The organism is Amycolatopsis speibonae (assembly GCF_042647925.1).
Lineage (GTDB): Bacteria > Actinomycetota > Actinomycetes > Mycobacteriales > Pseudonocardiaceae > Amycolatopsis > Amycolatopsis speibonae.
This window is the reverse complement of record NZ_JBHRWK010000002.1, coordinates 45575-67859: the sequence shown is the minus strand read 5'-3', so window position 1 is coordinate 67859 and position 22285 is coordinate 45575. Positions and strand designations below refer to the sequence as shown.

The window sequence follows — 22285 nt, the reverse complement described above, 5'->3', positions numbered from 1 at the left end:
CCATGGGTATGAACCGCGATCACCGCGGGTATTCGCCGCGCATGCGACTTCGGCGAGCGGACCTCGGGGCCCCCGGCATCCGGAGGCGGCGCAGAGGTCGTGGCTTCGGCTATCTGACCCCGGACGGCGGGCCGCTCAAGGACCGGGACACGATCGAGCGAATCGACGCGCTGGCGATCCCGCCCGCGTGGCGGCGCGTGTGGATCTCCCCACTCGAGAACGCCCACATCCAGGCTGTCGGGGTGGACGACGCCGGGCGGAAACAGTACCTCTACCACGGGGAATGGCGACGGGCTCGGGATGAGGAGAAACACGAGCGAGTCCTAGCGCTGGCGCGGAAGCTGCCCAAACTACGCGAAGCGGTGCAAGAGGATCTCGGCGCGCGCGGCCTGAAGCGGGAGCGTGTGCTCGCCGGCGCCTTGCGCATGATCGACCTGGGCGTCTTCCGCACCGGTGGAGAGAGTTACGCCGACGAGCACGGCACCCACGGTGTGGCGACTCTGCTGTGCGAGCACGTCGCACTCCGCGACGAGTGCCTGGTGTGCGACTACCCCGCGAAACACGGGATCCAGCGCAAGGTCCGGCTGCCGGACGAAGCCCTGGTGCGGCTGGTCCGATCGCTGCGGCGTTCGCGCGGCGGGAACGCCCGTCTGCTCGCGTACCGCGACGGCGGCGACTGGCACGAGGTCAGGGCGGGCGACATCAACGGACGACTCCGGGAACTCGTGGGCGAGGGCTTCACCGCGAAGGATCTTCGCACCTGGAACGCCACGGTGCTCGCCGCTTCCGCGTTCGCGGGGCTGGACAAACCGTCCAGCGAGCGAGGCATGAAGCGGACAGAGAAGGCCGTGATGGCGGAGGTCGCCGAAGGCTTGGGCAATACTCCCGCCGTCGCCCGCCGGTCCTATGTGGACCCTCGCGTGATCACGGCGTACCACCAGGACCGGACCATCGCGCGTGCGACGCGGAGAGCGGAGAAGGCGGCCGATCCGAACGAGGCCCGCGACATCGTGGAGCGGGCGGTGGTGCGGCTACTGAACGGGGCGTGAGGCCTCGATGGCGAGGACGGCGATGTCGTCGTGCGTCCCGCTGCCGAGCCACTCCCGCACCGCGGAACGGACCCTCCCGACGACCTCGCGGCCGGACAGCCCCCGGCACCCGGTCAGCAGTTCGCGCAGCCGTTCGTCCCCGAACAGGTCCGACGGCCGCTCGTGGTGGCGCGCTTCGGTGATCCCGTCGGTGTAGAGCAGGCAGACGTCGCCCTCGGCGAGCCGGATGGCCGTCTCGGCGAACCGGGCCTGCGGCGAGATCCCGACCAGCGTGCCGGGCAGGGTGATCTCGTCGATCCCGCCGCGGCGGCGCACCACCAGCGGCGCGGGATGCCCGCCGGAGGCCAGGGTGACGCCGAGGCCGTCTTCGCCCGCCAGCACCGAACCGAGCACCAGCGTGGCGAACCGGCCGCTGCCGCCGGTGATCAGCAGGGAGTTGAGCAGTCTCAGCAAGGTCGTGTTGTCGTGCTCGACGAGATCGAGCGCGGCGAGGGTCTGCCGGACCCGGCCGGTGAGCGCGGCCGCCTCGGCGCCCTTTCCGCAGACGTCGCCGAGGACGAACATCGCGCCGCCGTCATCCCGCGGCAGGACGTCGTAGAAGTCTCCGCCGACGTCGAGCAGCCCGCTCGACGGCTCGTACCAGACGTCGAACTTGACGCCGGGCACCGCCGGCGGCGGCGTCGGGCGCAGCGTGGTCTCCAGTCCGCGCGTGGCCTCTTCCTGGCGGGCGTAGCGATGCGCGTTCGCCAGCGCTGTCCCGGCCGCGCGGGCGAACGCGGTCACCGCGCGCGGGTGGTCTTCGCCGAACGCGGGCGCGCCGCGCCTGCCGAGGACGACCGCCCCGGTGACGCCGGTGCCGGTGTCGGAGCCCAGCGAGACCACGGTGACCGACGGATGGACGGCGAGCCGCTCGGCGACGACGGCGGGCAGCGTCGCGACCTCTTCCTCGGGGACAGCCTTGGCTTCGGGTTCCTCGGTGGAGGCGAAGGTGCCGGCGAGCACCGGCGCCAGCTGGGCCGGGACGCGGCGGATCCGGCCGTGCCCGAGGTTGGTGCGGTGGTCGCAGCTCCACCACTCCCACCGGCCGCGAGTGGTCGGCAGGAGGACGAACACGCAGTCGCCGAGTTCGGCCGCGGCGAGTTCGGCGATCACCTTCGCCGTCCCGTGCCGTCCCCGGGCCGAAGCGAGCCGGGGTCCGGAGGAGGCGAGGAAGCCGTCCACGCGCGGACCGTCCGCCGCGACCTCGGAGGTCACCGTCCACGCGTGCCAGCCGCCGGGCAGCGTCCGGATCCGCGCGGGGAACCGGCGGCCGGTGTGCTCGACGTGGCCGACGTCGGGACCTTCGGCGGTCAGCACCGGGCGACCGCCGCCGAACAGCTCACGGGCGGCGGGATTCGACCAGCGCAGAGCGCCGTCGACGTCCTGCACGAGCACCGCGTCACGCACGTCTTCGAGCAGCTCGCGCCAGAATCTCCCGGATTCGGGCAGCGCGCCCTCGCTGGTACCTGCCGACGGCTCCGAGGGGAGCGACGTCGAGGCCGGGGCCGGCCGTGACACCATTCCCGGACCTCCTCCTGCCTGGCGGGTAGCGCAGCGTGAGCGGGCGGACTGGCTCGAAGTGTAGGTCGAATCATGGCACGCTGATGCGACGACCATGGCTTGGCATGCGTGGTGGAGAGGGTCGACACAGATGACACAGCACTCCCAAAGGCATCGGACCCCCGTGGAAGGTGGTGGCGGCCAGGTGGACGAAGCGACCCTGGAACGCCTGCTCTCGGCGGCTCGTGACCTCGGGGACGGCAACTTCCGGCGACGGTTCGTGGCGCACGGCGACGGGCTCGCGGCCCAGCTCGCGGGCGCCTTCAACGACATCGCCGAACGCAACCAGCGGCTGGTGACCGAACTCCTGCGCGTCCGCGAGGCGGTCGGCAAGGAAGGCAGGCTGACCGAGCGCGTCGCGGCCGAGATCGGCCCCGGCGGCTGGGCCACCGCGGTCGACGTCGTCAACGGGCTGATCGAGGACGTGAGCAGGCCCACGGCCGAGCTCAACCGGGTCCTCGGCGCGGTCGCCGAGGGTGACCTGTCCGCGCCCATGCCCCTGGAGGTCGGCGGACGGCCGCTGCAGGGTCAGTTCGCCGAAGTCGCGAAGACGGTCAACGGCCTGATCAAGCAGCTTTCGCGGTTCGCGACCGAGGTCACCAGAGTCGCCCGCGAGATCGCCACCGAAGGACGGCTCGGTGGTCAGGCCGAGGTCCCGGGCGTGGCGGGTACCTGGCGTGATCTCACCGACAACGTCAACGTGATGGCCAGCAACCTGACCGACCAGGTGCGGAACATCGCCCAGGTCACCACCGCCGTCGCGCGGGGCGACCTGACCCAGAAGATCAACGTCGACGCGCGCGGCGAGATCCTGGAGCTCAAGAACACCGTCAACATCATGGTCGACCAGCTCTCGGCGTTCGCCGACGAAGTCACCCGGGTCTCGCGGGAGGTCGGCAGCGAAGGCCGTCTCGGCGGGCAGGCGCAGGTCCCCGGCGCGGCGGGCACGTGGCGCGACCTCACCGACTCGGTGAACCTGATGGCGGACAACCTGACCGACCAGGTCCGCAACATCGCCCAGGTGGCGACGGCGGTGGCGAAGGGCGACCTCTCGCAGAAGATCAACGTCGACGCCAAGGGCGAGATCCTCGAACTCAAGAACACCCTGAACACCATGGTCGACCAGCTCTCGGCGTTCGCCGACGAGGTCACGCGGGTGGCGCGCGAGGTCGGCAGCGAAGGCCGTCTCGGCGGGCAGGCGACCGTGCCGGGCGTGGCGGGCACCTGGCGCGGGCTCACCGACTCGGTGAACCAGATGGCGGACAACCTGACCGACCAGGTCCGCAACATCGCCCAGGTCACCACGGCGGTGGCCAAGGGCGACCTGACGCAGAAGATCACGGTCGACGCGCGCGGCGAGATCCTCGAACTGAAGACGACCGTCAACACGATGGTCGACCAGCTGTCCTCGTTCGCCGACGAGGTCACGCGGGTGGCGCGCGAGGTCGGCACGGAAGGTCAACTCGGCGGGCAGGCGCAGGTGCCGGGTGTCGCCGGGACCTGGCGAGACCTCACCGGGTCGGTCAACTTCATGGCGAACAACCTCACCGCGCAGGTCCGCAACATCGCCCAGGTGGCGACAGCGGTGGCGAAGGGCGACCTGTCGCAGAAGATCGCCGTCGACGCCAAGGGCGAGATCCTCGAGCTGAAGAACACGCTGAACACCATGGTGGATCAGCTGTCGGCGTTCGCGGACGAGGTCACCCGGGTCGCCCGCGAGGTCGGCAGCGACGGGCGTCTCGGCGGCCAGGCGGCCGTGCCCGGCGTGGCCGGGACGTGGAAGGACCTGACCGACAACGTCAACTTCATGGCGAAGAACCTGACCGACCAGGTCCGCAACATCGCCCAGGTCACCACCGCCGTGGCGAAGGGCGACCTGACGCAGAAGATCATCGTCGACGCGCGCGGCGAGATCCTGGAGCTCAAGAACACCGTCAACATCATGGTCGACCAGCTCTCGGCGTTCGCCGACGAAGTCACCCGGGTGTCCCGGGAGGTCGGTACCGAAGGCAAGCTCGGCGGCCAGGCGCAGGTGCGCGGCGTCGCCGGGACCTGGAAGGACCTCACCGACAACGTCAACGTCATGGCCACCAACCTCACCGACCAGGTGCGGAGCATCGCCACGGTGACGACGGCGGTGGCGAACGGCGACCTGTCGAAGAAGATCGCGATCGTCGCCCAGGGCGAGGTCGCCGTCCTCGCCGAGACGATCAACAGCATGGTCGAGACGCTGCGCGCGTTCGCCGACGAGGTCACCCGGGTCGCGCGCGAGGTCGGCACCGAGGGCATCCTCGGCGGCCAGGCACGCGTGCCGAACGTGGCGGGCACGTGGAAGGCGTTGACGGACAACGTGAACGTCATGGCCGACAACCTGACCGGCCAGGTCCGCAGCATCGCGACGGTGACCACCGCGGTGGCGCAGGGCGATCTGTCGAAGAAGATCGACATCGACGCGCGTGGCGAGATCCTCGAACTCAAGACGACGATAAACACGATGGTCGACCAGCTTTCGGCGTTCGCCTCCGAAGTCACCCGTGTCGCCCGCGAGGTCGGCACGGACGGCACGCTCGGCGGCCAGGCGGAGGTGCCCGGTGTCGCCGGCACGTGGTCGCGACTGACCGAGAGCGTGAACCAGCTGGCCGGGAACCTGACCACCCAGGTGCGGGCGATCGCGCAGGTGGCCACCGCGGTGACCGCGGGCGATCTGACCCGGCACATCACCGTCGACGCGTCCGGGGAGGTGGCCGAGCTCAAGGACAACATCAACCAGATGATCGCGAACCTGAAGGAGACCACCCGCGCGAACCGCGAGCAGGACTGGCTCAAGACCAACCTCGCCCGGCTGTCCGCGCTCATGCAGGGTCACCGCGATCTCGCGTCGGTGGCGTCGCTGATCCTGTCCGAGCTGACCCCGCTGGTGTCCGCGCAGCAGGGCGCGTTCTTCCTCGCCCGCGAGGACGAGCAAGAGGAAACGGTCCTGGAGAGCATCGCCACCTACGGGCTGGCGAAATCCCAAGCGGGCCTTCGGTTCTCCCCCGGCGAGTCGCTCATCGGGCAGGCCGCGGTCGACCGGCGCACGATACTGGTCCACGAAGCTCCGCCGGAGTACGCGCTCATCTCCTCGGGGCTGGGTTCGGCCGCCCCGGTCAACGTGATCGTGCTGCCGGTGCTGTTCCAGGGCGAGGTGCTCGGGGTGCTGGAACTGGCGACGATCAACGCCTTCAGCACCGTCCACATCGACCTGCTGGAGCAGCTGAAGGAGACCATCGCGGTCAACGTCAGCACCATCCAGTCGAACTCGCGCACCGAGGCGCTGCTGACCGAATCCCAGCGCCTGGCACAGGAACTGCGCGCGCGGTCCGAGCAGTTGCAGGCGCAGCAACGGGAACTGCGCCGGTCCAACACGGATCTGGCGGAGAAGGCGGCCCTGCTGGCGCAGCAGAACCGCGACATCGAGGTCAAGAACAGCGAAATCGAGCAGGCGCGGCAGGAACTCGAAGAGCGCGCCGGGCAGCTGACCATGGCGTCGCAGTACAAATCCGAGTTCATGGCGAACATGTCGCACGAGCTGCGGACCCCGCTCAACAGCGCACTGATCCTCGCGAAACTGCTGTCGGAGAACCCGGACGGGAACCTTTCGGGCAAGCAGATCCAGTTCGCGCGGACGATCTACTCGGCGGGCAGCGACCTGCAACAGCTGATCAACGACATCCTCGACATGGCCAAGGTCGAGGCGGGCCACCTGGATCTGCAGATGTCCGACGTCACGCTGCCCGAACTGGTCGAGTACGTCGAATCGATCTGCCGTCCGCTCACTTCGGACAAGGGGCTGGAGTTCGCCGTCCTGATCGACCCGCCGGTGCCGTCGTCGATCCACACCGACGAGCACCGCGTGCAGCAGGTGCTGCGGAACCTGCTGTCCAACGCGGCGAAGTTCACCGACGAGGGCGGGGTGCGCCTGCACATCCGGATGGCCGACCCGGGCGAGGTCGAAGCCGACTCGCTCCGCCAGGCCCCCGGCGTCCTCGCGTTCGCCGTCGAGGACACCGGAATCGGCATCGCGCCGGACAAACTCGCGATCATCTTCGACGCGTTCCGCCAGGCCGACGGCACCACCAGCCGCAAGTACGGCGGCACCGGGCTGGGCCTGTCGATCAGCCAGCAGCTGACGGAACTGCTCGGCGGCGAACTGCGCGTCCGCAGCGATCCCGGCAAGGGCAGCACGTTCACCCTGTACCTTCCGGTGAGCGCGTCGAACCTGATCGTCCCGACCACGCAGGCGAGCGGTGTCCCGCTGATCATGGCCGTCCCGCAGGTGATCCCGGTGACCCCGTCGCTGCGGTTCCACGGCGAGAAGATCCTGATCGTCGACGACGACCTGCGCAACGTCTTCGCGCTGGCCGCCGTGCTGGAGCGCAACGGTCTGGAGGTCATCTACGCCGAGACCGGCGTCGCGGGCATCCGGGCGCTGGAACGGCACGAGGACACCGCGCTGGTGCTGATGGACGTGATGATGCCCGAACTGGACGGCAACGCCACGATCACCGCGATCCGCGCCGAGGCCGCGCACGAGGACCTGCCCGTGATCGCCGTCACCGCGAAGGCGACCGCGGAGGACAAGGCGCGGACCCTCGCTTCGGGCGCGGACGACTACGTGACGAAGCCGGTGGACACGGACAAGCTGCTGGACCTGATCGCGGTGCACCTTGAGGCCGATGCCGCTTCCAGCGGCCTCTCACAGGCCGTGACGCCCTCGGACACTTCGGAAAGCAACGCGGACTGAGCTTCGGTCCAGGTGGTCGTGAGTGGCAAGTGTCGTTCTAGCGACACTTGCCACTCACGACCACCTGGACACGAAAGAACCCGCAGGCCAAAGGCTTGCGGGTCTCGTTCGGAGCGGTGGAGCGGGTGACGGGAATCGAACCCGCGTAGCTAGTTTGGAAGACTAGGGCTCTACCATTGAGCTACACCCGCGTGCCCCCGAAGTACCGGGTGCGAAAACAGCTTAGCGTGACCCGCTAGGCTGTGCGCACACCCCCCGGAAGATCGGGGTTGTCACGGGATGTGGCGCAGCTTGGTAGCGCATCCGCTTTGGGAGCGGAGGGTCGCAGGTTCAAATCCTGTCATCCCGACTCAAGGTCTCTGACCTGCGAGTTCATTGGTATCTCGGCCTGTCCGGGCCGGTTCGGGGGCCAGCGTGACCCTCCGCTTCGAGCAGGGTGTGTGGAAATAGGGACACTCAAGGTCTCTATTTCCACACACCGCTCACTCCGAGTCACAGCTCACGAGCACTAGGCGCCCGCCTCCCCAGACCGACCGACCCTCGGTGATCCTTCGCTTTAATGAGCCCATGGAGATCCGCCAGGCGCTCGCCACCGACGCCCCCGCCGTGACCCCGTTGCTCGCCCAGCTGGGCTACCCGGACAACCAGGTGGAGGACGTGCGCCGCCGGCTCGAACGCTGGGAGCGTCACCCCGAAGGCGCCGCGTTCGTCGCGGTGTCGGGCGACGGCGTGGTCGGTGTCATCGCGGTGGCCGCGATCCCTCTTCTCGAGCGGGAGGGCTCCGTGGGCCGGATCGTGGCCTTGGTGGTGGACGAGAGCCAGCGCGGTACCGGGGTCGGACGCGAACTGGTCGCCGTCGCCGAAGCGGAGGCGCTGCGGTGGGGTTGCGGCGCCATGGAGGTCAGCAGTTCCCGCCGCCGGACCGGTGCGCACGCCTTCTACCGGGCGCGCGGGTACGAAGACCGCTGTGAGCGCAGCGCCAAGTTCTACCGCACGCTGACGGCCTGACGCGCCTTGTCACATCACCACAACCCGCCGCTCCGGCGCCGGTGAGGTTTCTCCTTCAGTCACGAAGACGCGGGCGACGCCACGGAAACACCATTGAGTCTCCGCTTCACGAAGGAGACCCCGAATGAAACTCTTCCACTCTCGGACGCTGAGACGGCTTGTCGTCGCCCTCGCCGCCTTCATGGCGGGCTTCACCCTCTTCGCCACCGCCTCCAGCGCCGGGGAACTCGGCTCGCCGCGTGCCGCGTTCCATGTCGTCGGCCAGATGGTCGTGAACTCGCCGGGCGCGCCGGTGCGGTGCGAGGTCGGCTTCGGCAACGACGTCACGGTGTCCGGTGGCGCGCTGAACGTCACGTGGGCCGTGGCCTGCCGGTGGACCGACGACGGCCAGTTGTCCACCGAGGTCAGGGACATCAACATCCAGATCGCCATCCGCAAGAACAACCGCGTCGTCGGCTCGGTGCTGCCCTGTCCGCCCGCTCCCAGCCCGTCCACGACGTGCGGTCACCGCGTGCCTTTCGACGGCACCGCGGGCCGGTACGACAGCGTGATCTTCACGACGGTCACCTGGAACGACGGCTACCCGCCGATCAGCGGCCTGTTCGGCTCCAACGGCACCATCATCACCTGATCCCGCACCGGCGCTGACCGAAGCCCTCCCAGGACCGAGTTCCATTCCTGGGAGGGCTTCGCGCACAGCTCCCGGATGCTGAGAGCCCTAGGCCTCCCGGCACCGGCTTGCGAACATCGGCACCGTGACCGGCAGGCGGAGCGCCAGTGCCAGCGCGGTGCTCCGCGTGGTGCTGGACGAAGGGGCGATAGCGCGCAGCACCATCGCGCGCCGCACCGGACTGTCCGCGGCGGCCGTCACGGGACATGTGGCGGAGCTGATGCGCCGTGGCTTCCTCACCGAGCTGCCCGAGGTCGCCGGCGCGGTCGGCAGGCCGCGTGTGCCGCTGGACCTCGACACGGAGCGGTTCGTGGTGTGCGGGGCGCATATCGCGGTCGACCATCTCACCGTCGGGCTGCTGGATCTGCGTGGGAAAGTGCTGGCGCAACTGGAGGCACCACACCACGGCGCCGAACCCGCCGTGCAGGTGGCACAGATCGCGGAACTGCTCGACGACCTCCTCATCGGACACGCGCCGGAGCGGGCGCCGCTCGGGTTGGGGGTGGCGACCGGCGGGTGGGTCGACGAGGCCTCGGGGACGGTGGTGGAGCACGGGTTGCTCGGCTGGGACGGCGTCCCGTTGCGCGATCTGCTCACCGAGGTCACCGGGCTCGACGTCCGGGTCGACGGGCATTCGCGGGCACTCATCCACGCCGAACGCCTTTGGGGGCAATCGAGAGCGCGCAGCAGCGTCGTGCAGTTGTTCACCGGCAACGTGGTCGACGCCGCCTTCGCCACCGGCGACACCGTCCATCATGGTCCGCGTTCGGCCGCGGGCGCCGTCGCGCATCTGCGGGTCGACGACAGCGAAGAACCCTGCCGCTGCGGGCGTTCCGGCTGTCTTGAGGCTACGGTGTCCGAGCGCACGGTCGCCCGGAAAGCCGTCGAAGCACAAATCATCGAAGAGCCGAATTTCGCCGACGTGCTCCATTTGGCAGCGTCGGGAAACAACGGCGCCGTCGCCCTTTTTCACGAACGCGCGCGGATAATCGGACAGGCCGCAGCCTTGCTCTTCGACGTCCTCAATCCGGAAATCCTCATCGTGCTCGACCAGAGTGTACGTGACGTCGAAGGCTGCCTTTCCACGATCCGGGACGAGGTCTCCCAGCGGTCTTGGATCTGCCAGGGCGCGGACAAAAATGTTGTGGCGTCTAGTTTTCCGGGCACAGAACTGGCGACGGCCGGTGGTGCCGTCATGCTGAACGCCCTCTACGAAGATCCTCTTTTGACGAAGCTCGCCAACGCATCGTAAAGCCGGATTACTTCATTTAATCGCAAAATTGACGCTCTCCGCCGGGCCTGCGAAGAATCTTCTTCGACGACGCGAAACCGAACGAAAGAGCCCACCGTGAAGAAACCAGTGCCCTTGATCGCCGCGCTCCTCGCCGGACTGGCGCTGTCGGGCTGCGGCGCCTCCGCGACCCCGGCGGGCGCCGCCGGGCAACCGGAGAAACTCGAACTCCGTTACCAAGGCTCGGCGAACAACGTCACCTTCCCCGAACTGGCCGAAGATCTCGGGTACTTCGGTCCGGTCAAGCTGAAGTGGGTCGGCAACACGATCAGCGGACCGCAGGACATCCAGTCCGCCGCGACCGATCAGACCGACTTCGGCGGCGCCTTCACCGGCGCGGTCGCCAAACTCGTCGACGCCGGCGCCCCGATCAAGGCCGTCGTCAACTACTACGGCTCCGACGCGAAGACCTTTTTGGGCTTCTACGTCAAGGAAGACAGCCCGATCCGCAACCCCCGGGACCTCATCGGCAAGAAGGTCGGCGTCAACACCGTCGGCGCGAACCTGGAGGCCGCCCTCGACACGTGGCTCAAACGCAACGGCCTCTCCGACGCCGAGATCGACCAGGTGCAACTGGTCGTCCTGCCGCCGATCAACACCGAACAGGCCCTGCGCAACGGCCAGATCGACGTCGCCGCGCTCAACGGGGTCCTGCAGGATCGCGCCCTCTCCGTCGGCGGGGTGCGGCCGATCGTGAAGGACGTCGAGGCGTTCGGCCCCTACAACGGTGGGCCGTACGTGCTGCGGACCGACTTCATCAAGAAGTACCCGGAGACCACGAAGACCTTCGTCACCGGGGTCGCCAAGGCGATCGAATGGGCGCGCACCACGCCGCGTGACGAGGTCATCGCCCGGTTCACCAAGATCATCCAGCACCGCGGCCGCAACGAGAACACCGAAACGCTCAAATACTGGAAGAGCGTCGGCGTCACCAAGGGCGGGCTGATCTCCGACAACGACTACACGCTCTGGACGGACTGGCTCAAGCAGTCCGGGTTCATCAAGAACGACCGGGTCGATCTGAAGAAGCTCTACACCAACGAGTTCAACCCCTTCCGTGAAGGCGGTGGCGCGTGACCGCCAAGATCAGCCTCCGCTCGGTCACCAAGACCTTCGGCGCCCTGACCGCGCTGGACGACGTCTCCCTCGACATCGAGGAAGGCACGTTCCTCTCCCTCGTCGGGCCCAGCGGTTCCGGCAAGTCCACGCTGCTCGACCTCCTCGGCGGCCTCGCGAAGCCCACGTCCGGCGAGGTCCTGATCGACGGGAAACCCGTCACCGGACCGGGTCTGGACCGCGGGGTCGTGTTCCAGCAGTACGCGTTGTTCCCCTGGCGCACAGCACGCGCCAACGTCGAATTCGGTCTCGAAGGCGGCACGCTGAACAAGCGGCAGCGCGCCGAGCGGGCGCGGGAATTCCTCGACCTGGTCGGGCTTTCCGGCTTCGAAGACCATCTTCCCCACGAGCTTTCCGGTGGCATGAAGCAACGTGTCGCGATCGCGCGGAGTCTCGCCTACGACCCCGACGTGCTGCTGATGGACGAGCCGTACGCCGCGCTGGACTCCCAGACCCGCGAACTGCTGCAGGAGGAACTGCGGCGGATCTGGAAACGCACCGGCAAGACGATCGTCTTCATCACCCACAGCATCGAAGAAGCCGTCTACCTGGGACAGAAGGTCGCAGTGCTCACTTCACGGCCGGGCAGGCTCAAGGACGTCGTCGACATCGACCTCGGCGACCGCGCGAACGACGACCTGCGTTCGGCGCCCGCGTTCGTGGCGCACCGGCACCGGCTGTGGGAACTCCTGCACGACGAGATCCGGAGGGCGGCATGACCGCGACACTCGAAGCGCCGACTGTCCATACAGAACCGAAGCCGGTCGAGAAGGCACCCAAGAAAGGCAGGCTGGGCAAGGCTTTCCGTAGCTCGGCGGCGATCCTGCTCTTCCTCGCCCTCTGGGAGCTCGCTCCGCAGTTCCTGCTCGACGAAGGCACGAGGACCTTCCTTCCGCCGCTGTCGGAAGACCTCGTCGCGCTCTGGGAACTGATCCTCAACGGCCAGCTGGCCGACCATCTGCTGGCGAGTCTCGGCCGCTCCGCCGCCGGATTCGTGATCGCGGTCGGCGTCTCGGTCCCGCTCGGGCTGCTGATCGCCTGGTACCGCCCGCTCGCGGAGTTCCTGAACCCGCTGCTGGAACTGGCCCGCAACACCGCCGCGCTGGCCCTGCTGCCGGTTTTCACGCTCCTGCTCGGCATCGGCGAGGTGTCCAAGATCGCGCTGATCGTCTACGCCTGCGTCTGGCCGGTGCTGCTCAACACGATCGCCGGGGTGAACACCGTGGATCCCTTGCTGGTCAAGGCCGCGCGTTCGCTCGGGCTGTCGAGTCCGAGCCTGTTCCGCAAGGTGATCCTGCCGTCGGCGGTACCGACCATCTTCACCGGCATCCGGATGGCGGCGGCGTACTCGATCCTCATCCTGATCGCCGCCGAGATGGTCGGCGCCAAGGCCGGGCTCGGCTATCTGATCAACAACTCCCAGGTCAACTTCCAGATCCAGCAGATGTACGCCGCGATCATCACGGTGTCGGTGCTCGGGCTGGCCATCAACGCGGGCTTCGTCGCATTGGAGCGGCGGTTCTCCACCTGGCGTGTCAAGGAGAAGGCGTGAAACACTTACACCTCAACGCGTTCGTGATGCCGAACGGCCATCACGAGGCGGCCTGGCGGCATCCGAGCACGGATCCGCGACGCGCCGCGACACTGAAGCACTATGTCGACATCGCCCGCACGGCGGAGCGCGGCAAGCTGGATTCACTGTTCCTCGCCGACGGGGTCGCCCTGTGGGGCAACGTCCGCTACAACTCGCACACCCTGTTCGAGCCGCTGACGCTGCTTTCGGCGCTGGCCGGGGCCACCGAGCGCATCGGCCTGATCGCCACCGCGTCGACGACCTACAACGAGCCGTACCACCTGGCGCGGAAGTTCGCGTCGCTCGATCACCTCAGCGGCGGGCGCGCGGGCTGGAACATCGTGACGTCGGCGGGCGAGGACGAGGCCCGCAACTTCAACCGTGACGCCCGGCCGGCGCACGCTCTGCGCTACGAGCGCGCGACCGAGTTCGTCGAGGTGGCCAGGAAACTCTGGGACAGCTGGGAAGACGACGCGGCCGTGATCGACAAGGCGAGCGGGGTCTACGCCGACACCGAACGCATCCACCCGATCGACCACAACGGCCCGCATTTCCAGGTGCGCGGCCCGCTGAACATCCCGCGTCCGGTGCAGGGGCATCCCTTGCTGGTGCAGGCCGGTTCTTCGGAGACGGGCAAGGAGTACGCGGCCCGGTTCGCCGAGGCGGTGTTCACCGCGCAGCAGACTTTCGCCGAGGGCAAGGCTTTCTACGACGACGTCAAGGGAAGGCTCGCGAAGCACGGACGTTCGCCGGAGGAGATCAAGATCCTGCCGGGGATCAGCCCGATCCTGGGCCGCACGGAGGCCGAAGCGAAGGAACGCGAGGCCGAACTCAACGCCCTGATCACGCCCTCGTACGGCGTGCGGCAGCTGTCGAACATGCTCGACCACGACCTCACACCGTACCCGCTGGACGGCCCGCTGCCCGACGTCGGCACGTTCACCGAAGGCGCGCAGAGCCGGTTCGAGCTGGTCACCGGCCTGGCGCGGCGCGAGAACCTCACCATCCGCCAGCTCATCGAACGGCTCGCGGGCGGCCGCGGGCACCGCGTCTTCGCCGGTACCGCCACGCAAGTGGCCGATCAGCTGGAGCACTGGTTCACCGAAGGCGCCGCGGACGGCTTCAACGTCATGCCGCCCACGCTGCCCGGCGGTCTCGAGGACTTCGTCGACCTCGTGGTCCCCGAACTCCAGCGGCGCGGCCTGTTCCGCACCGAGTACACCGCCACGACCTTGCGCGGCCACTACGGCCTCGCCCGCCCTGTCCATCGCACCGCAGTAAAGGAGCACGCCGCATGACCGCCCTCACCACCCAGGTCGAAGTCCGCAAGATCACCGGCAGGATCGGCGCGCAGGTCATCGGCGTCGACCCGGCCAAGGACCTCGACGCGGCGACCGTCGCGTTCGTGACCGACGCCCTGCACGAGCACAAAGCGCTCGTCTTCCGCGACGTCGACCTCGACGACGCGGGTCAGCAGCGCTTCGCCGAGCACTTCGGCGAGCTGACCAAGGCGCATCCGACCGTCCCCTCGGTCGACGGCCAGCCCGCGATCCTGCCTGTCGACAGCGAGCAGGGCCGCGCGAACCAGTGGCACACCGACGTCACCTTCGTGCACAACCCGCCCAAGGCCAGCACGCTGCGCAGCCTGGTCGTGCCATCTTTCGGTGGCGAGACGCTGATCGCCAACTCGGCCGCCGCCTACCGTGACCTGCCGGAGCCGCTCCGGGCGTTCGCGGACACGCTGCGCGCCGAGCACACCAACGACTACGACTACGCGAAGGCGCCGGAGACCCTCGACGAGGCGGAGCAGGAACGCCGCAAGGTGTTCGTCTCGCAGAAGTTCCGCACGGTGCACCCGGTGGTGCGGGTGCATCCGGTGACCGGCGAACGCGGGCTGTACATCGGCGGGTTCGCGCAGCGGATCGTCGGGCTGTCCAAGGGCGAGTCGCGGGACATCCTGCGGCTGCTGCAGTCGTTCGTGACCCGGCCGGAGAACGTCGTCCGGGTGAGTTGGGAGCCGAATCAGCTGGTGCTGTTCGACAACCGCATCACCCAGCACTACGCCGTCGACAACTACGACGACCTGCCCCGCCGCCTGAACCGGGTGACCGTGGCGGGTGACGTCCCGGTGGGCATCGACGGGGTGCCGAGCGAATCCCTCGAAGGCGACGCTTCGCACTACTCCCCCGTCGCCTGACGCCCGGAATGCGGTAAGACTGGCGTCGTGAAGGACGATCGCCGGATCGAAGCGCTCCTCCGGGAGCTGGCGCCGCAGGTGATCGGGCTGCTGGTGCGCAAGCACGGGCAGTTCGACGCCTGCGAGGACGCTGTCCAGGAAGCCCTGCTTTCGGCCGCTCAGCAATGGCCGGAGCAGGGCATCCCGGACAGCCCGAAATCCTGGCTCGCGACGGTCGCGTCACGGCGGCTGGTGGACGAGTGGCGCAGCGAGAGCGCGCGACGGCGGCGCGAGGAGAACGACGCGCTGATGGACCTGGCCGGTCCGGGCGAAGCGTCCACTGTGTCCGATTCGGACGACACGCTCACCTTGCTCTTCTTGTGCAGCCACCCTTCCCTGTCCGCGCCGTCACAGCTCGCGCTGACGCTGCGCGCCGTCGGTGGCCTGACCACGGGCGAGATCGCGACCGCGTTCCTGGTCCCGGAATCGACGCTGGCCCAGCGGATCAGCCGGGCGAAACAGACCATCAAGAAGGCGGGCGCCGGGTTCGTCCTGCCGCCCGCCGCGGAACTCGCCGAAAGGCTCCGCGTCGTCCTCCAGGTGCTGTACCTGATCTTCAACGAGGGCTACACGACCAGCGGCGGCCCCGACCTGCACCGCGCCGACCTGACCGCCGAGGCGATCCGGCTGACCAGGCTGCTCCGGCGGCTCATGCCGGACGAGGACGAGGTCACCGGCCTGCTCGCGCTCATGCTGCTGACCGACGCCCGCCGCGTCGCTCGCGCCGGCGAGGACGGTTCGCTCGTCCCCCTCGCCGAACAGGACCGCTCGCTCTGGAACGCGGAAACGATCGCCGAAGGGGTTTCGCTGGTGAGCGAGGCTTTGGCAGCGGGGCCCGTCGGGTCGTATCAGGTGCAGGCCGCGATAGCCGCCGTCCACGGCGAGGCGGCCACCGCGGCCGACACCGACTGGGCGCAGATCCTCGCGCTCTACGACGTCCTTGAGAAGGTCTCGCCCGGCCCTGTCGTCACGCTGAACCGCGCCGTCGCGGTCGCCGAGGTCAAGGGACCCGAAGCGGGCCTCGAACTGCTCGCCTCGCTCGACGACGACAGCCGGATGAGCCAGACCCACCGGCTCGATTCCGTGCGCGGGCATCTGCTGGAGCTGGCCGGGGACGCAGTCGCCGCGCGCGAGGCGTACCTGCGGGCCGCGCAAAAGACCGCGAGCGAACCCGAAAAGCGGTACCTGACCCGGCGCGCGGAGCGGCTCTCCTAGTCTTCGGTTTTGCGCGCGGTGGCCATGGCGCGCTCGGTTTCCCAGAACGCCCGCATGGACACGATCAGGCCGTCCTCACGCACCCGGTAGACGAACACGCCGTCGGTGTCGACACGATAGCCGCCGGGCAGGTACGTCGTGATCGTGCCGACGTTCGCGACCTCGTCACCGGCCGCGTGGGAATCGCGGATGGTGAACTGGAAGCGTTCGACGCATCCGATCGTCTTGTCCCAGAAGGCACTGATCCCGTCGTGCCCGTGATGTCCCTTGCCCTCTTCGTCGAACATCGAGCGGCCGATGGGGTCCTCGACGACGGCGTCGCCCGCGAAGAGTTCGAGCCAGGCGGCCTTGTCCCCGGCGGTGACCGCGGTCATCGAGCGGAACGCGGCCTGCCGCGCGGGCGGCTGCGTGGCGGCCGGATCCCAGCAGACGTCGACACCCATGGCTCAGTCTCCGATCTTCGCGATGATCTCGTCGCCGAACTTCCTGATGGAATCCAGCTTCGGGCCGACTTCGGCGTCGAAACCGAGGCCGTCGAACACCCACGGCATGGTGATGATGTCGGTGACGCCGATGTCGCCCTGCTCGCGATAGCCGTCGAGACCGAACTTGTCGATGCAGACGGCCTGGTACTCGAACGGGTCTTCGGCGCGACCCCGTTCGGCCAGCAGTCCGCGCAGCTTGACGATCGTGTCGCGGAGGTCGTCGAACTTCATCATCGCCGACGACCAGCCGTCGGCGACGCGCGCGGCCCGGCGCAGCGCGACGTCGGTGTGGCCGCCGATGTAGAACGGCACCTTCGACGGCGGCGTCGGGCTCATCCGGAGCTTGTCGAAGTCGAAGAACTCGCCGTGGAACTCGACCATCCCGCCGTCGAGGATCAGCCGCAGCACCTCGATGGCCTCGTCCACGCGTTTGCCGCGCTTCTCGTACGGCGCACCGCACCAGCGGAACTCCTCGGGCGACCAGCCGACACCCAGGCCGAGTCCGAAGCGGCCGCCGGTCAGCGCCGCGACCGAGTTGACCTGGCGCGCGAGCAGGACCGGGTTGCGGGAGCCCAGTTTGAGCACGGAGGTGTAGAACGTGAGCCGTTCGGTGACGGCGCCCATCGAGGCGGCCGCGACCAGCGGATCGGCCCAGGGCGTCTCCTCGGTCCAGAACCGGCTGCCGTCGGGCGTGTACGGGTAGTCGGCCGAGACCGTCTCGGAATAGAACAGGGAATCCGGGAGCGCGATCGAGGAGAAACCCGCCTCTTCGGCGGCCCGGGCGAGCTCGCCCAGCTGATCGAGCGGATTCATCGCGATCGACAGGGTGAACTTCATGGCGGGAACTATAACGTGTTCTAGTTTCACCCGCCACTGGTGACCGGGACCACCGGCGGGAACCCCCGGCGAGCCGTCCGCGTTGTGCGGAGCAAAGGCCGAACGAATTCCTGGAGTGAACCCATGGGTACCGCGATCTTCCTGATCGTGCTCCTCGTCGTCGTGGTCGGCGGCGGCATCTACTTCGCGAAATCCCAGGCGGCGGCCAAGAAGCGCCAGCTGGACGACGCGAAGGCGGACGCACGGCGCCTCGTCGAACGACTGGGCGGTCAGGTCATGAACCTCACCGGCACGGACACCGCCTCCCAGCAGGCGATGGCGGACGCGTCCGAGCGCTTCACCGCGGCCGGCTCCCAGATGGAGCAGGCGCAGACCATCGAGCAGGCGCGCCTCGTGCGCGAGACAGCCATCGAGGGGCTCTACTACGTCCGCGCCGCGCGACTCGCGATGGGCATGGACCCCGGTCCGGAACTGCCCGGCAGCGAAGAGCGCGACCGCGCCGGCAAGGTCACCGAGCACCGCTCTGTCGACGTCGAGGGCGAGCACTACGAGGCCTCGCCGGACCCGAGCCAGCGGACGCCGCACTACTACCCCGGCGGTCGCGTGGCGGGCCGTCCGGTGCCGCAGGGCTGGTACAGCGAGCCGTGGTGGAAGCCCGCGCTCGTCGCCGGTGCCTGGGGCCTCGGTTCGATGCTGCTGTTCAGCGCGATGTTCTCCGGGATGGCGGGGGTCGCGAGCGCGTCGGCCTGGGAGTCCGGTTACGACGCGGGCCAGGAAGACGCCGGAGCGGTCGACGGCGGTGACGCCGGTGGCGACATGGGCGGGGACGCCGGCGGGTTCGACGGTGGCGGCTTCGATGGCGGCGGGTTCGACGGCGGGGGCTTCGACTTCTAGCCGCGAGCCGGTCTCTCAAGCGACATGAAAGGCCCGTTACTTGCAAAATTTGCAAGTAACGGGCCTTTCATAGCGTCCGGGGCGCGGTCACGCAGGTTGGCAGGCCGGGCACCAGAAGAGGTTCCGCGCCGCCAGGTCGCTCCGCAGCACCGGAGTCCCGCAAACGAGACAGGGCAGCCCCTCGCGGCGGTAGACGTAGACCTCGCCCCCGTGCCGGTCCTGCCGCGGCGCGCGGCCTGTCGCCTCCGGCAGGTGTTCCGGCGCGACCGTGTCGATCCGTCCCACCCGGACACCGTGCCGCATGAGCGTCACGAGATCCGCCCACATGTCGTCCCACAGCCCGCGATCGAGCGCGCGGCCTGGGATGAGCGGAGCGACACCGTGCCGGAACAGCACCTCGGCGCGGTACACGTTGCCGACGCCCGCCAGCACGGACTGGTCCATCAGCAGTGCCGCGATCGATGTCTTCGACCGGGAGATCCGGTCCCATGCCTTGTCCGGCTTGGCGTCCCGGCGCAGTGGATCCGGACCCAGGCGGGCCTTGATCGCGTCGACCTGCGGCACGTCCAGGAGTTCACACTGGTTCGGGCCGCGCAGCTCGGCGGAATGTGTCGGGCCGACCAGCCGCATCCGCACCTGCCCGACCGGTTCGCCCACCGGCAGCGGCACGTCGGAAAACGTGCCGTAGAGGCCGAGGTGGACGTGCACCGTCCCGTGTGGACCGTAGTCGTGGAACAGGTGCTTCCCGTACGCCTCGGCCTTCACCAGCACCCGGCCGTCCAAACGGGACGCTTCTCCCGCGAACCGCCCCTGCGGGCTGCTCACCTCGACCGAGTGACCGGCGAAACGGCGTTTGTGCAGGCGTGCCAGGCGATGGAGCGTATGCCCCTCGGGCATGTCAGTGCTCGGGCAGCGGCGGCGGCCAGCCGGTGTTCTCGTAGTCCAGGATCTGCTGGACGCGACGGCCGTGGCGCTCGTCCGGGCTCGGCGGGGTCGCGAGGAACGCCTCGACGATCTCCGTGGCCTCTTCGGTGGTGTGCATCCGCGCGCCGACGCCGATCAGCTGGGCGTGGTTGTGCTCGCGGGTGAGCTTCGCGGTCTCGACGCTCCACGCGAGGCCGGCGCGGGCGCCCTTCACCTTGTTGGCCGCGATCTGCTCGCCGTTGCCGGAGCCGCCGACGACGACGCCGAGGCTGCCCTCGTCCGCGACGACGCGGCGGGCCGCCTCGATGCAGAACGCCGGGTAGTCGTCGGCCGCGTCGTAGACGAAGGGGCCGACGTCCTCGACGTCGTGGCCCTGTTCCTTGAGGTGGGCCACGAGGTGGTTCTTCAGTTCGAAACCGGCATGGTCGGAGCCAAGGTAAACACGCACAGCGCGGAGTCTGCCATCACGTTCCGGCGCGGGCATGCTGTGGGGGTGGACATCCGACTCGAATGGGGAGCCGAAGGCGTCGGCGCCCTCGGCGGCGAATGCGCTGTGCTGATCATCGTCGACGTGCTTTCCTTCTGCACCACCACGGATCTCGTCCTCGGCAACGGCGGACGGGTGCTGTGACGGAAATCCCTTCCGGCACACTCTTCGCGCTCCCCTCCCCCAACGGTGCCACGCTCTGCGACGCCGCCGCCACGACCGGTGCCGAAGTCCTGGCGGGCTGCCTGCGCAACGCGGCCGCCGTCGCCGCCCGCGCGGCCGAACTGGCGGACGGCGCGCCGATCGGGGTCATCCCGGCCGGGGAACGCTGGGGCATCGACCTGCATACCGAACACAAGGCTTTCGGACCGTTGCGGCCATGCGTCGAGGATCAGCTCGGCGCGGGCGCGATCATCGCCGCACTGAACGGCTACGGCCGTCTCTCCGCCGAAGCCCGTCTCGCGGCCCTCGCGGCGAAAGCGATGGACATCGCCGAAGCGCTGACAGAGTGTTCTTCAGGGCGGGAGCTCGCCGCGGCCGGGCACGCGAACGACGTGACCCTCGCCGCACGGCTCGACACGAGCAGCACGGTTCCGGTGCTGCGCAACGGAATTCTGGAGGATCTGTGACTTGGCTCGAACTCGCCGACGGGGTGTACGCCCGCCGGTACGAGGAGCTGGACCTGACCGTCGGCCTGGTCGTGGGCAGTGACCGCTGTCTGGTCGTCGACGTCCGCGGTGACGTCGAGCAGGGCGCCGAACTCGCCGCGGCGGTCCGGGAGATCACGCCGCTGCCGTGGTCGGTCGTCTACACCCACGCGCATTTCGACCACGCCTTCGGCACGACGGCGTTCCTGCCGTGCGACGTCTGGGCGCACGAAGGCTGTGTGGCCGAGCTGACCACCTACGGCGAGGGCGCACGGCTCAAGTGGATCCAGCACTACCTCGGTGAAAACCGTCCGGAGATGGCGGAGGCGCTGGAGCGCACCGAGATCACAATGCCGGACAAGCTGGTCACCGACACCGCCGAGATCGACCTCGGCGGCCGCACGGCCGTACTGCGGTTTCTCGGCCACGCCCACACCGATCACGATCTGTTCGTGCACGTGCCCGACGCGGGGATCATCTTCGCGGGCGACGCCGTCGAGAACGCCGAAGCGGGCTTCAGCGCGTTCTCCTTCAACGACGGCAGCTCGCTGGACGGATGGCCCGGCGTGATGGACGCGATCCTCGCGCTGGCGCCGAAGACGATCGTGGCCGGCCACGGGGACCCCGTCGACACCGCCTTCATCGAGAAGCACCGCGACGGGCTGCGCGAACTCATCGCGCTCAAGACCCTGATCGCGGCAGGGGACCTCACGCCGGACGAAGCCGTCGCGAGATCCCCCTATCCCGGCGATGTCACCAAGGCGGCCTTGGCGACCCCCTAATCGAAGTTCAGGTCCCCGCTCCGGGTGCGCTTCAGCTCGAAGAAGTCCGGGTAGCTCGCCAGCGCGCGGGCGCCGTCGAAGACCTTGACGGCGTCCTCGCCGCGCGGGATCGAGCTGAGCACCGGGCCGAAGAAGGCGACGCCGTCGATGTGGATGGTCGGGGTGCCGACGTCCATTCCGACCGGATTCATACCTTCGTAGTGACTCTTCTTGAGCGCCTCGTCGTACTCGGTCGACTCGGCGGCCTCGGCCAGTTCGGCCGGAGCCCCGATGGCTTCCAGGGTCTCCTTGATGACCTTCGGGATGTCCTTGTCGCCCTGGTTGTGGTGGCGCGTGCCGAACTCCGTGTAGAAGTCGCGCAAGGCCTCCTCGCCGTTCTTCTGCGCCAGCGCGGTCGCGACGCGGACGGGGCCCCAGCCCCGGCCCAGCAGCTCCTTGTACTGCTCAGGCAGGTCCTCGCGACCGGAGTTGAGCTCGGACAGGCTCATGATCCGGAACCTCAGGTCGAGGTCGCGGTGCTTCTCCACTTCGAGGATCCAGCGCGAGCTGATCCAGGCGAAGGGGCAGATCGGATCGAAGTAGAAGTCGACCTTGGTCGTCTCGGACGGGGCGGTCATCAGGTTCTCCCAGTGCCATCGTCTTGGGTGTGCCGGTACACGCAGGGTGCTACACAGCGAGCCAACATCACG

At 68.7% G+C, this 22285-nt stretch carries 19 protein-coding genes, 2 tRNA genes and 1 pseudogene; 15 read left to right on the top strand and 7 right to left on the bottom strand.

All coding sequences use genetic code 11. The features are described 5' to 3' along the window. Positions 1-41: 41 nt before the first annotated feature. Positions 42-1049, top strand: coding sequence for a DNA topoisomerase IB (locus tag ACFOSH_RS00430; protein ID WP_378236541.1), 1008 nt, complete (start codon positions 42-44; stop codon positions 1047-1049). Here the strand turns inward: ACFOSH_RS00430 and ACFOSH_RS00425 are convergent. Then, on the bottom strand, positions 1032-2609 hold the full coding sequence (locus tag ACFOSH_RS00425; RefSeq protein WP_378236540.1) for a SpoIIE family protein phosphatase: 1578 nt from the start codon (positions 2607-2609) through the stop codon (positions 1032-1034). The two genes, ACFOSH_RS00430 and ACFOSH_RS00425, sit on opposite strands and share 18 nt — an antisense overlap. 184 nt (positions 2610-2793) lie before the next feature. Here ACFOSH_RS00425 and ACFOSH_RS00420 point away from each other — a divergent pair, with 184 nt between their 5' ends. After that, the gene (locus tag ACFOSH_RS00420; protein ID WP_449224173.1) at positions 2794-7431 is read left to right on the top strand and encodes a HAMP domain-containing protein; all 4638 of its coding nucleotides are present in this window, start codon (positions 2794-2796) and stop codon (positions 7429-7431) included. A 117-nt stretch (positions 7432-7548) separates the two neighbouring features. Here the strand turns inward: ACFOSH_RS00420 and ACFOSH_RS00415 are convergent. Continuing rightward, positions 7549-7622, bottom strand: a tRNA-Gly gene (locus tag ACFOSH_RS00415). An 84-nt stretch (positions 7623-7706) separates the two neighbouring features. Here ACFOSH_RS00415 and ACFOSH_RS00410 point away from each other — a divergent pair. The 10 genes from ACFOSH_RS00410 (at position 7707) to ACFOSH_RS00365 (ending at position 16540) form a co-directional block, all read left to right on the top strand. After that, a tRNA-Pro gene (locus ACFOSH_RS00410) sits at positions 7707-7780 on the top strand. A gap of 218 nt (positions 7781-7998) precedes the next feature. Further along, positions 7999-8439 carry a GNAT family N-acetyltransferase gene (locus tag ACFOSH_RS00405; RefSeq protein WP_378236538.1) on the top strand — a complete coding sequence of 147 codons (441 nt, stop codon included), beginning with the start codon at positions 7999-8001 and terminating at the stop codon, positions 8437-8439. 124 nt (positions 8440-8563) lie between these two features. Next, a complete protein-coding gene (locus tag ACFOSH_RS00400) occupies positions 8564-9070 on the top strand; it encodes a hypothetical protein (RefSeq protein ID WP_378236537.1) in 507 nt (168 codons plus the stop codon). A 124-nt stretch (positions 9071-9194) separates the two neighbouring features. Next, positions 9195-10361 (top strand): ROK family transcriptional regulator, encoded by a 1167-nt coding sequence (locus ACFOSH_RS00395; protein WP_378236536.1) that lies wholly within the window; start codon positions 9195-9197, stop codon positions 10359-10361. Between the two features lie 96 nt (positions 10362-10457). Continuing rightward, positions 10458-11477: an ABC transporter substrate-binding protein gene (locus ACFOSH_RS00390; RefSeq protein ID WP_378236535.1), complete on the top strand. Its 1020-nt coding sequence runs from the start codon at positions 10458-10460 to the stop codon at positions 11475-11477. Further along, positions 11474-12235 carry an ABC transporter ATP-binding protein gene (locus ACFOSH_RS00385; RefSeq protein WP_378236534.1) on the top strand — a complete coding sequence of 254 codons (762 nt, stop codon included), beginning with the start codon at positions 11474-11476 and terminating at the stop codon, positions 12233-12235. Before ACFOSH_RS00390 ends, ACFOSH_RS00385 begins: the two co-directional genes overlap by 4 nt. Next, positions 12232-13068 carry an ABC transporter permease gene (locus ACFOSH_RS00380; protein ID WP_378236533.1) on the top strand — a complete coding sequence of 279 codons (837 nt, stop codon included), beginning with the start codon at positions 12232-12234 and terminating at the stop codon, positions 13066-13068. The genes ACFOSH_RS00385 and ACFOSH_RS00380 overlap by 4 nt, the downstream gene beginning before the upstream one ends. Further along, positions 13065-14387, top strand: coding sequence for an LLM class flavin-dependent oxidoreductase (locus ACFOSH_RS00375; RefSeq protein WP_378236532.1), 1323 nt, complete (start codon positions 13065-13067; stop codon positions 14385-14387). Before ACFOSH_RS00380 ends, ACFOSH_RS00375 begins: the two co-directional genes overlap by 4 nt. Next, on the top strand, positions 14384-15286 hold the full coding sequence (locus ACFOSH_RS00370) for a TauD/TfdA dioxygenase family protein (protein ID WP_378236531.1): 903 nt from the start codon (positions 14384-14386) through the stop codon (positions 15284-15286). Before ACFOSH_RS00375 ends, ACFOSH_RS00370 begins: the two co-directional genes overlap by 4 nt. Positions 15287-15313: 27 nt before the next feature. After that, positions 15314-16540: an RNA polymerase sigma factor gene (locus ACFOSH_RS00365; RefSeq protein ID WP_378236530.1), complete on the top strand. Its 1227-nt coding sequence runs from the start codon at positions 15314-15316 to the stop codon at positions 16538-16540. Here the strand turns inward: ACFOSH_RS00365 and ACFOSH_RS00360 are convergent. Both ACFOSH_RS00360 and ACFOSH_RS00355 read right to left on the bottom strand, forming a co-directional pair. After that, positions 16537-16983, bottom strand: a complete 447-nt coding sequence (locus ACFOSH_RS00360) for a nuclear transport factor 2 family protein (RefSeq protein WP_378236529.1) — start codon at positions 16981-16983, stop codon at positions 16537-16539. The genes ACFOSH_RS00365 and ACFOSH_RS00360 overlap by 4 nt on opposite strands. A gap of 3 nt (positions 16984-16986) precedes the next feature. Then, positions 16987-17862 carry a TIGR03619 family F420-dependent LLM class oxidoreductase gene (locus tag ACFOSH_RS00355; protein WP_378236528.1) on the bottom strand — a complete coding sequence of 292 codons (876 nt, stop codon included), beginning with the start codon at positions 17860-17862 and terminating at the stop codon, positions 16987-16989. Between the two features lie 123 nt (positions 17863-17985). Between ACFOSH_RS00355 and ACFOSH_RS00350 the strand changes: the two genes are divergently transcribed. Next, positions 17986-18756: a hypothetical protein gene (locus ACFOSH_RS00350; protein ID WP_378236527.1), complete on the top strand. Its 771-nt coding sequence runs from the start codon at positions 17986-17988 to the stop codon at positions 18754-18756. 87 nt (positions 18757-18843) lie between these two features. On the opposite strand, the gene ACFOSH_RS00345 is transcribed toward ACFOSH_RS00350, so the two are convergent. Continuing rightward, a complete protein-coding gene (locus ACFOSH_RS00345; RefSeq protein ID WP_378236526.1) occupies positions 18844-19653 on the bottom strand; it encodes an Fpg/Nei family DNA glycosylase in 810 nt (269 codons plus the stop codon). 1 nt (position 19654) lies between these two features. Further along, entirely contained in the window at positions 19655-20128 is a 474-nt protein-coding gene (locus ACFOSH_RS00340; protein ID WP_276368222.1) for a ribose-5-phosphate isomerase, read from the bottom strand. On the opposite strand from ACFOSH_RS00340, the pseudogene ACFOSH_RS00335 reads away from it, so the two are divergent. Next, positions 20048-20796, top strand: a pseudogene (locus ACFOSH_RS00335) (2-phosphosulfolactate phosphatase). The gene ACFOSH_RS00340 and the pseudogene ACFOSH_RS00335 sit on opposite strands and share 81 nt — an antisense overlap. Beyond that, complete coding sequence (locus tag ACFOSH_RS00330) at positions 20793-21596, top strand: MBL fold metallo-hydrolase (RefSeq protein WP_378236525.1); 804 nt, start codon at positions 20793-20795, stop codon at positions 21594-21596. Before ACFOSH_RS00335 ends, ACFOSH_RS00330 begins: the two are co-directional and overlap by 4 nt. Here the strand turns inward: ACFOSH_RS00330 and ACFOSH_RS00325 are convergent. Continuing rightward, positions 21593-22213: a mycothiol-dependent nitroreductase Rv2466c family protein gene (locus ACFOSH_RS00325; RefSeq protein WP_005158288.1), complete on the bottom strand. Its 621-nt coding sequence runs from the start codon at positions 22211-22213 to the stop codon at positions 21593-21595. The two genes, ACFOSH_RS00330 and ACFOSH_RS00325, sit on opposite strands and share 4 nt — an antisense overlap. Between the last annotated feature and the right edge of the window lie 72 nt (positions 22214-22285).

What these genes read in the sequence shown, in the direction of transcription:
- ACFOSH_RS00400 (WP_378236537.1), top strand. Translation starts at nt 8,564, where the DNA reads ATGAAACTCTTCCACTCTCGGACGCTGAGACGGCTTGTCGTCGCCCTC.
- ACFOSH_RS00325 (WP_005158288.1), bottom strand. Translation starts at nt 22,213, where the DNA reads ATGACCGCCCCGTCCGAGACGACCAAGGTCGACTTCTACTTCGATCCG.
- ACFOSH_RS00360 (WP_378236529.1), bottom strand. Translation starts at nt 16,983, where the DNA reads ATGGGTGTCGACGTCTGCTGGGATCCGGCCGCCACGCAGCCGCCCGCG.
- ACFOSH_RS00425 (WP_378236540.1), bottom strand. Translation starts at nt 2,609, where the DNA reads ATGGTGTCACGGCCGGCCCCGGCCTCGACGTCGCTCCCCTCGGAGCCG.
- ACFOSH_RS00345 (WP_378236526.1), bottom strand. Translation starts at nt 19,653, where the DNA reads ATGCCCGAGGGGCATACGCTCCATCGCCTGGCACGCCTGCACAAACGC.
- ACFOSH_RS00380 (WP_378236533.1), top strand. Translation starts at nt 12,232, where the DNA reads ATGACCGCGACACTCGAAGCGCCGACTGTCCATACAGAACCGAAGCCG.
- ACFOSH_RS00430 (WP_378236541.1), top strand. Translation starts at nt 42, where the DNA reads ATGCGACTTCGGCGAGCGGACCTCGGGGCCCCCGGCATCCGGAGGCGG.
- ACFOSH_RS00350 (WP_378236527.1), top strand. Translation starts at nt 17,986, where the DNA reads ATGGGTACCGCGATCTTCCTGATCGTGCTCCTCGTCGTCGTGGTCGGC.
- ACFOSH_RS00370 (WP_378236531.1), top strand. Translation starts at nt 14,384, where the DNA reads ATGACCGCCCTCACCACCCAGGTCGAAGTCCGCAAGATCACCGGCAGG.
- ACFOSH_RS00405 (WP_378236538.1), top strand. Translation starts at nt 7,999, where the DNA reads ATGGAGATCCGCCAGGCGCTCGCCACCGACGCCCCCGCCGTGACCCCG.
- ACFOSH_RS00355 (WP_378236528.1), bottom strand. Translation starts at nt 17,862, where the DNA reads ATGAAGTTCACCCTGTCGATCGCGATGAATCCGCTCGATCAGCTGGGC.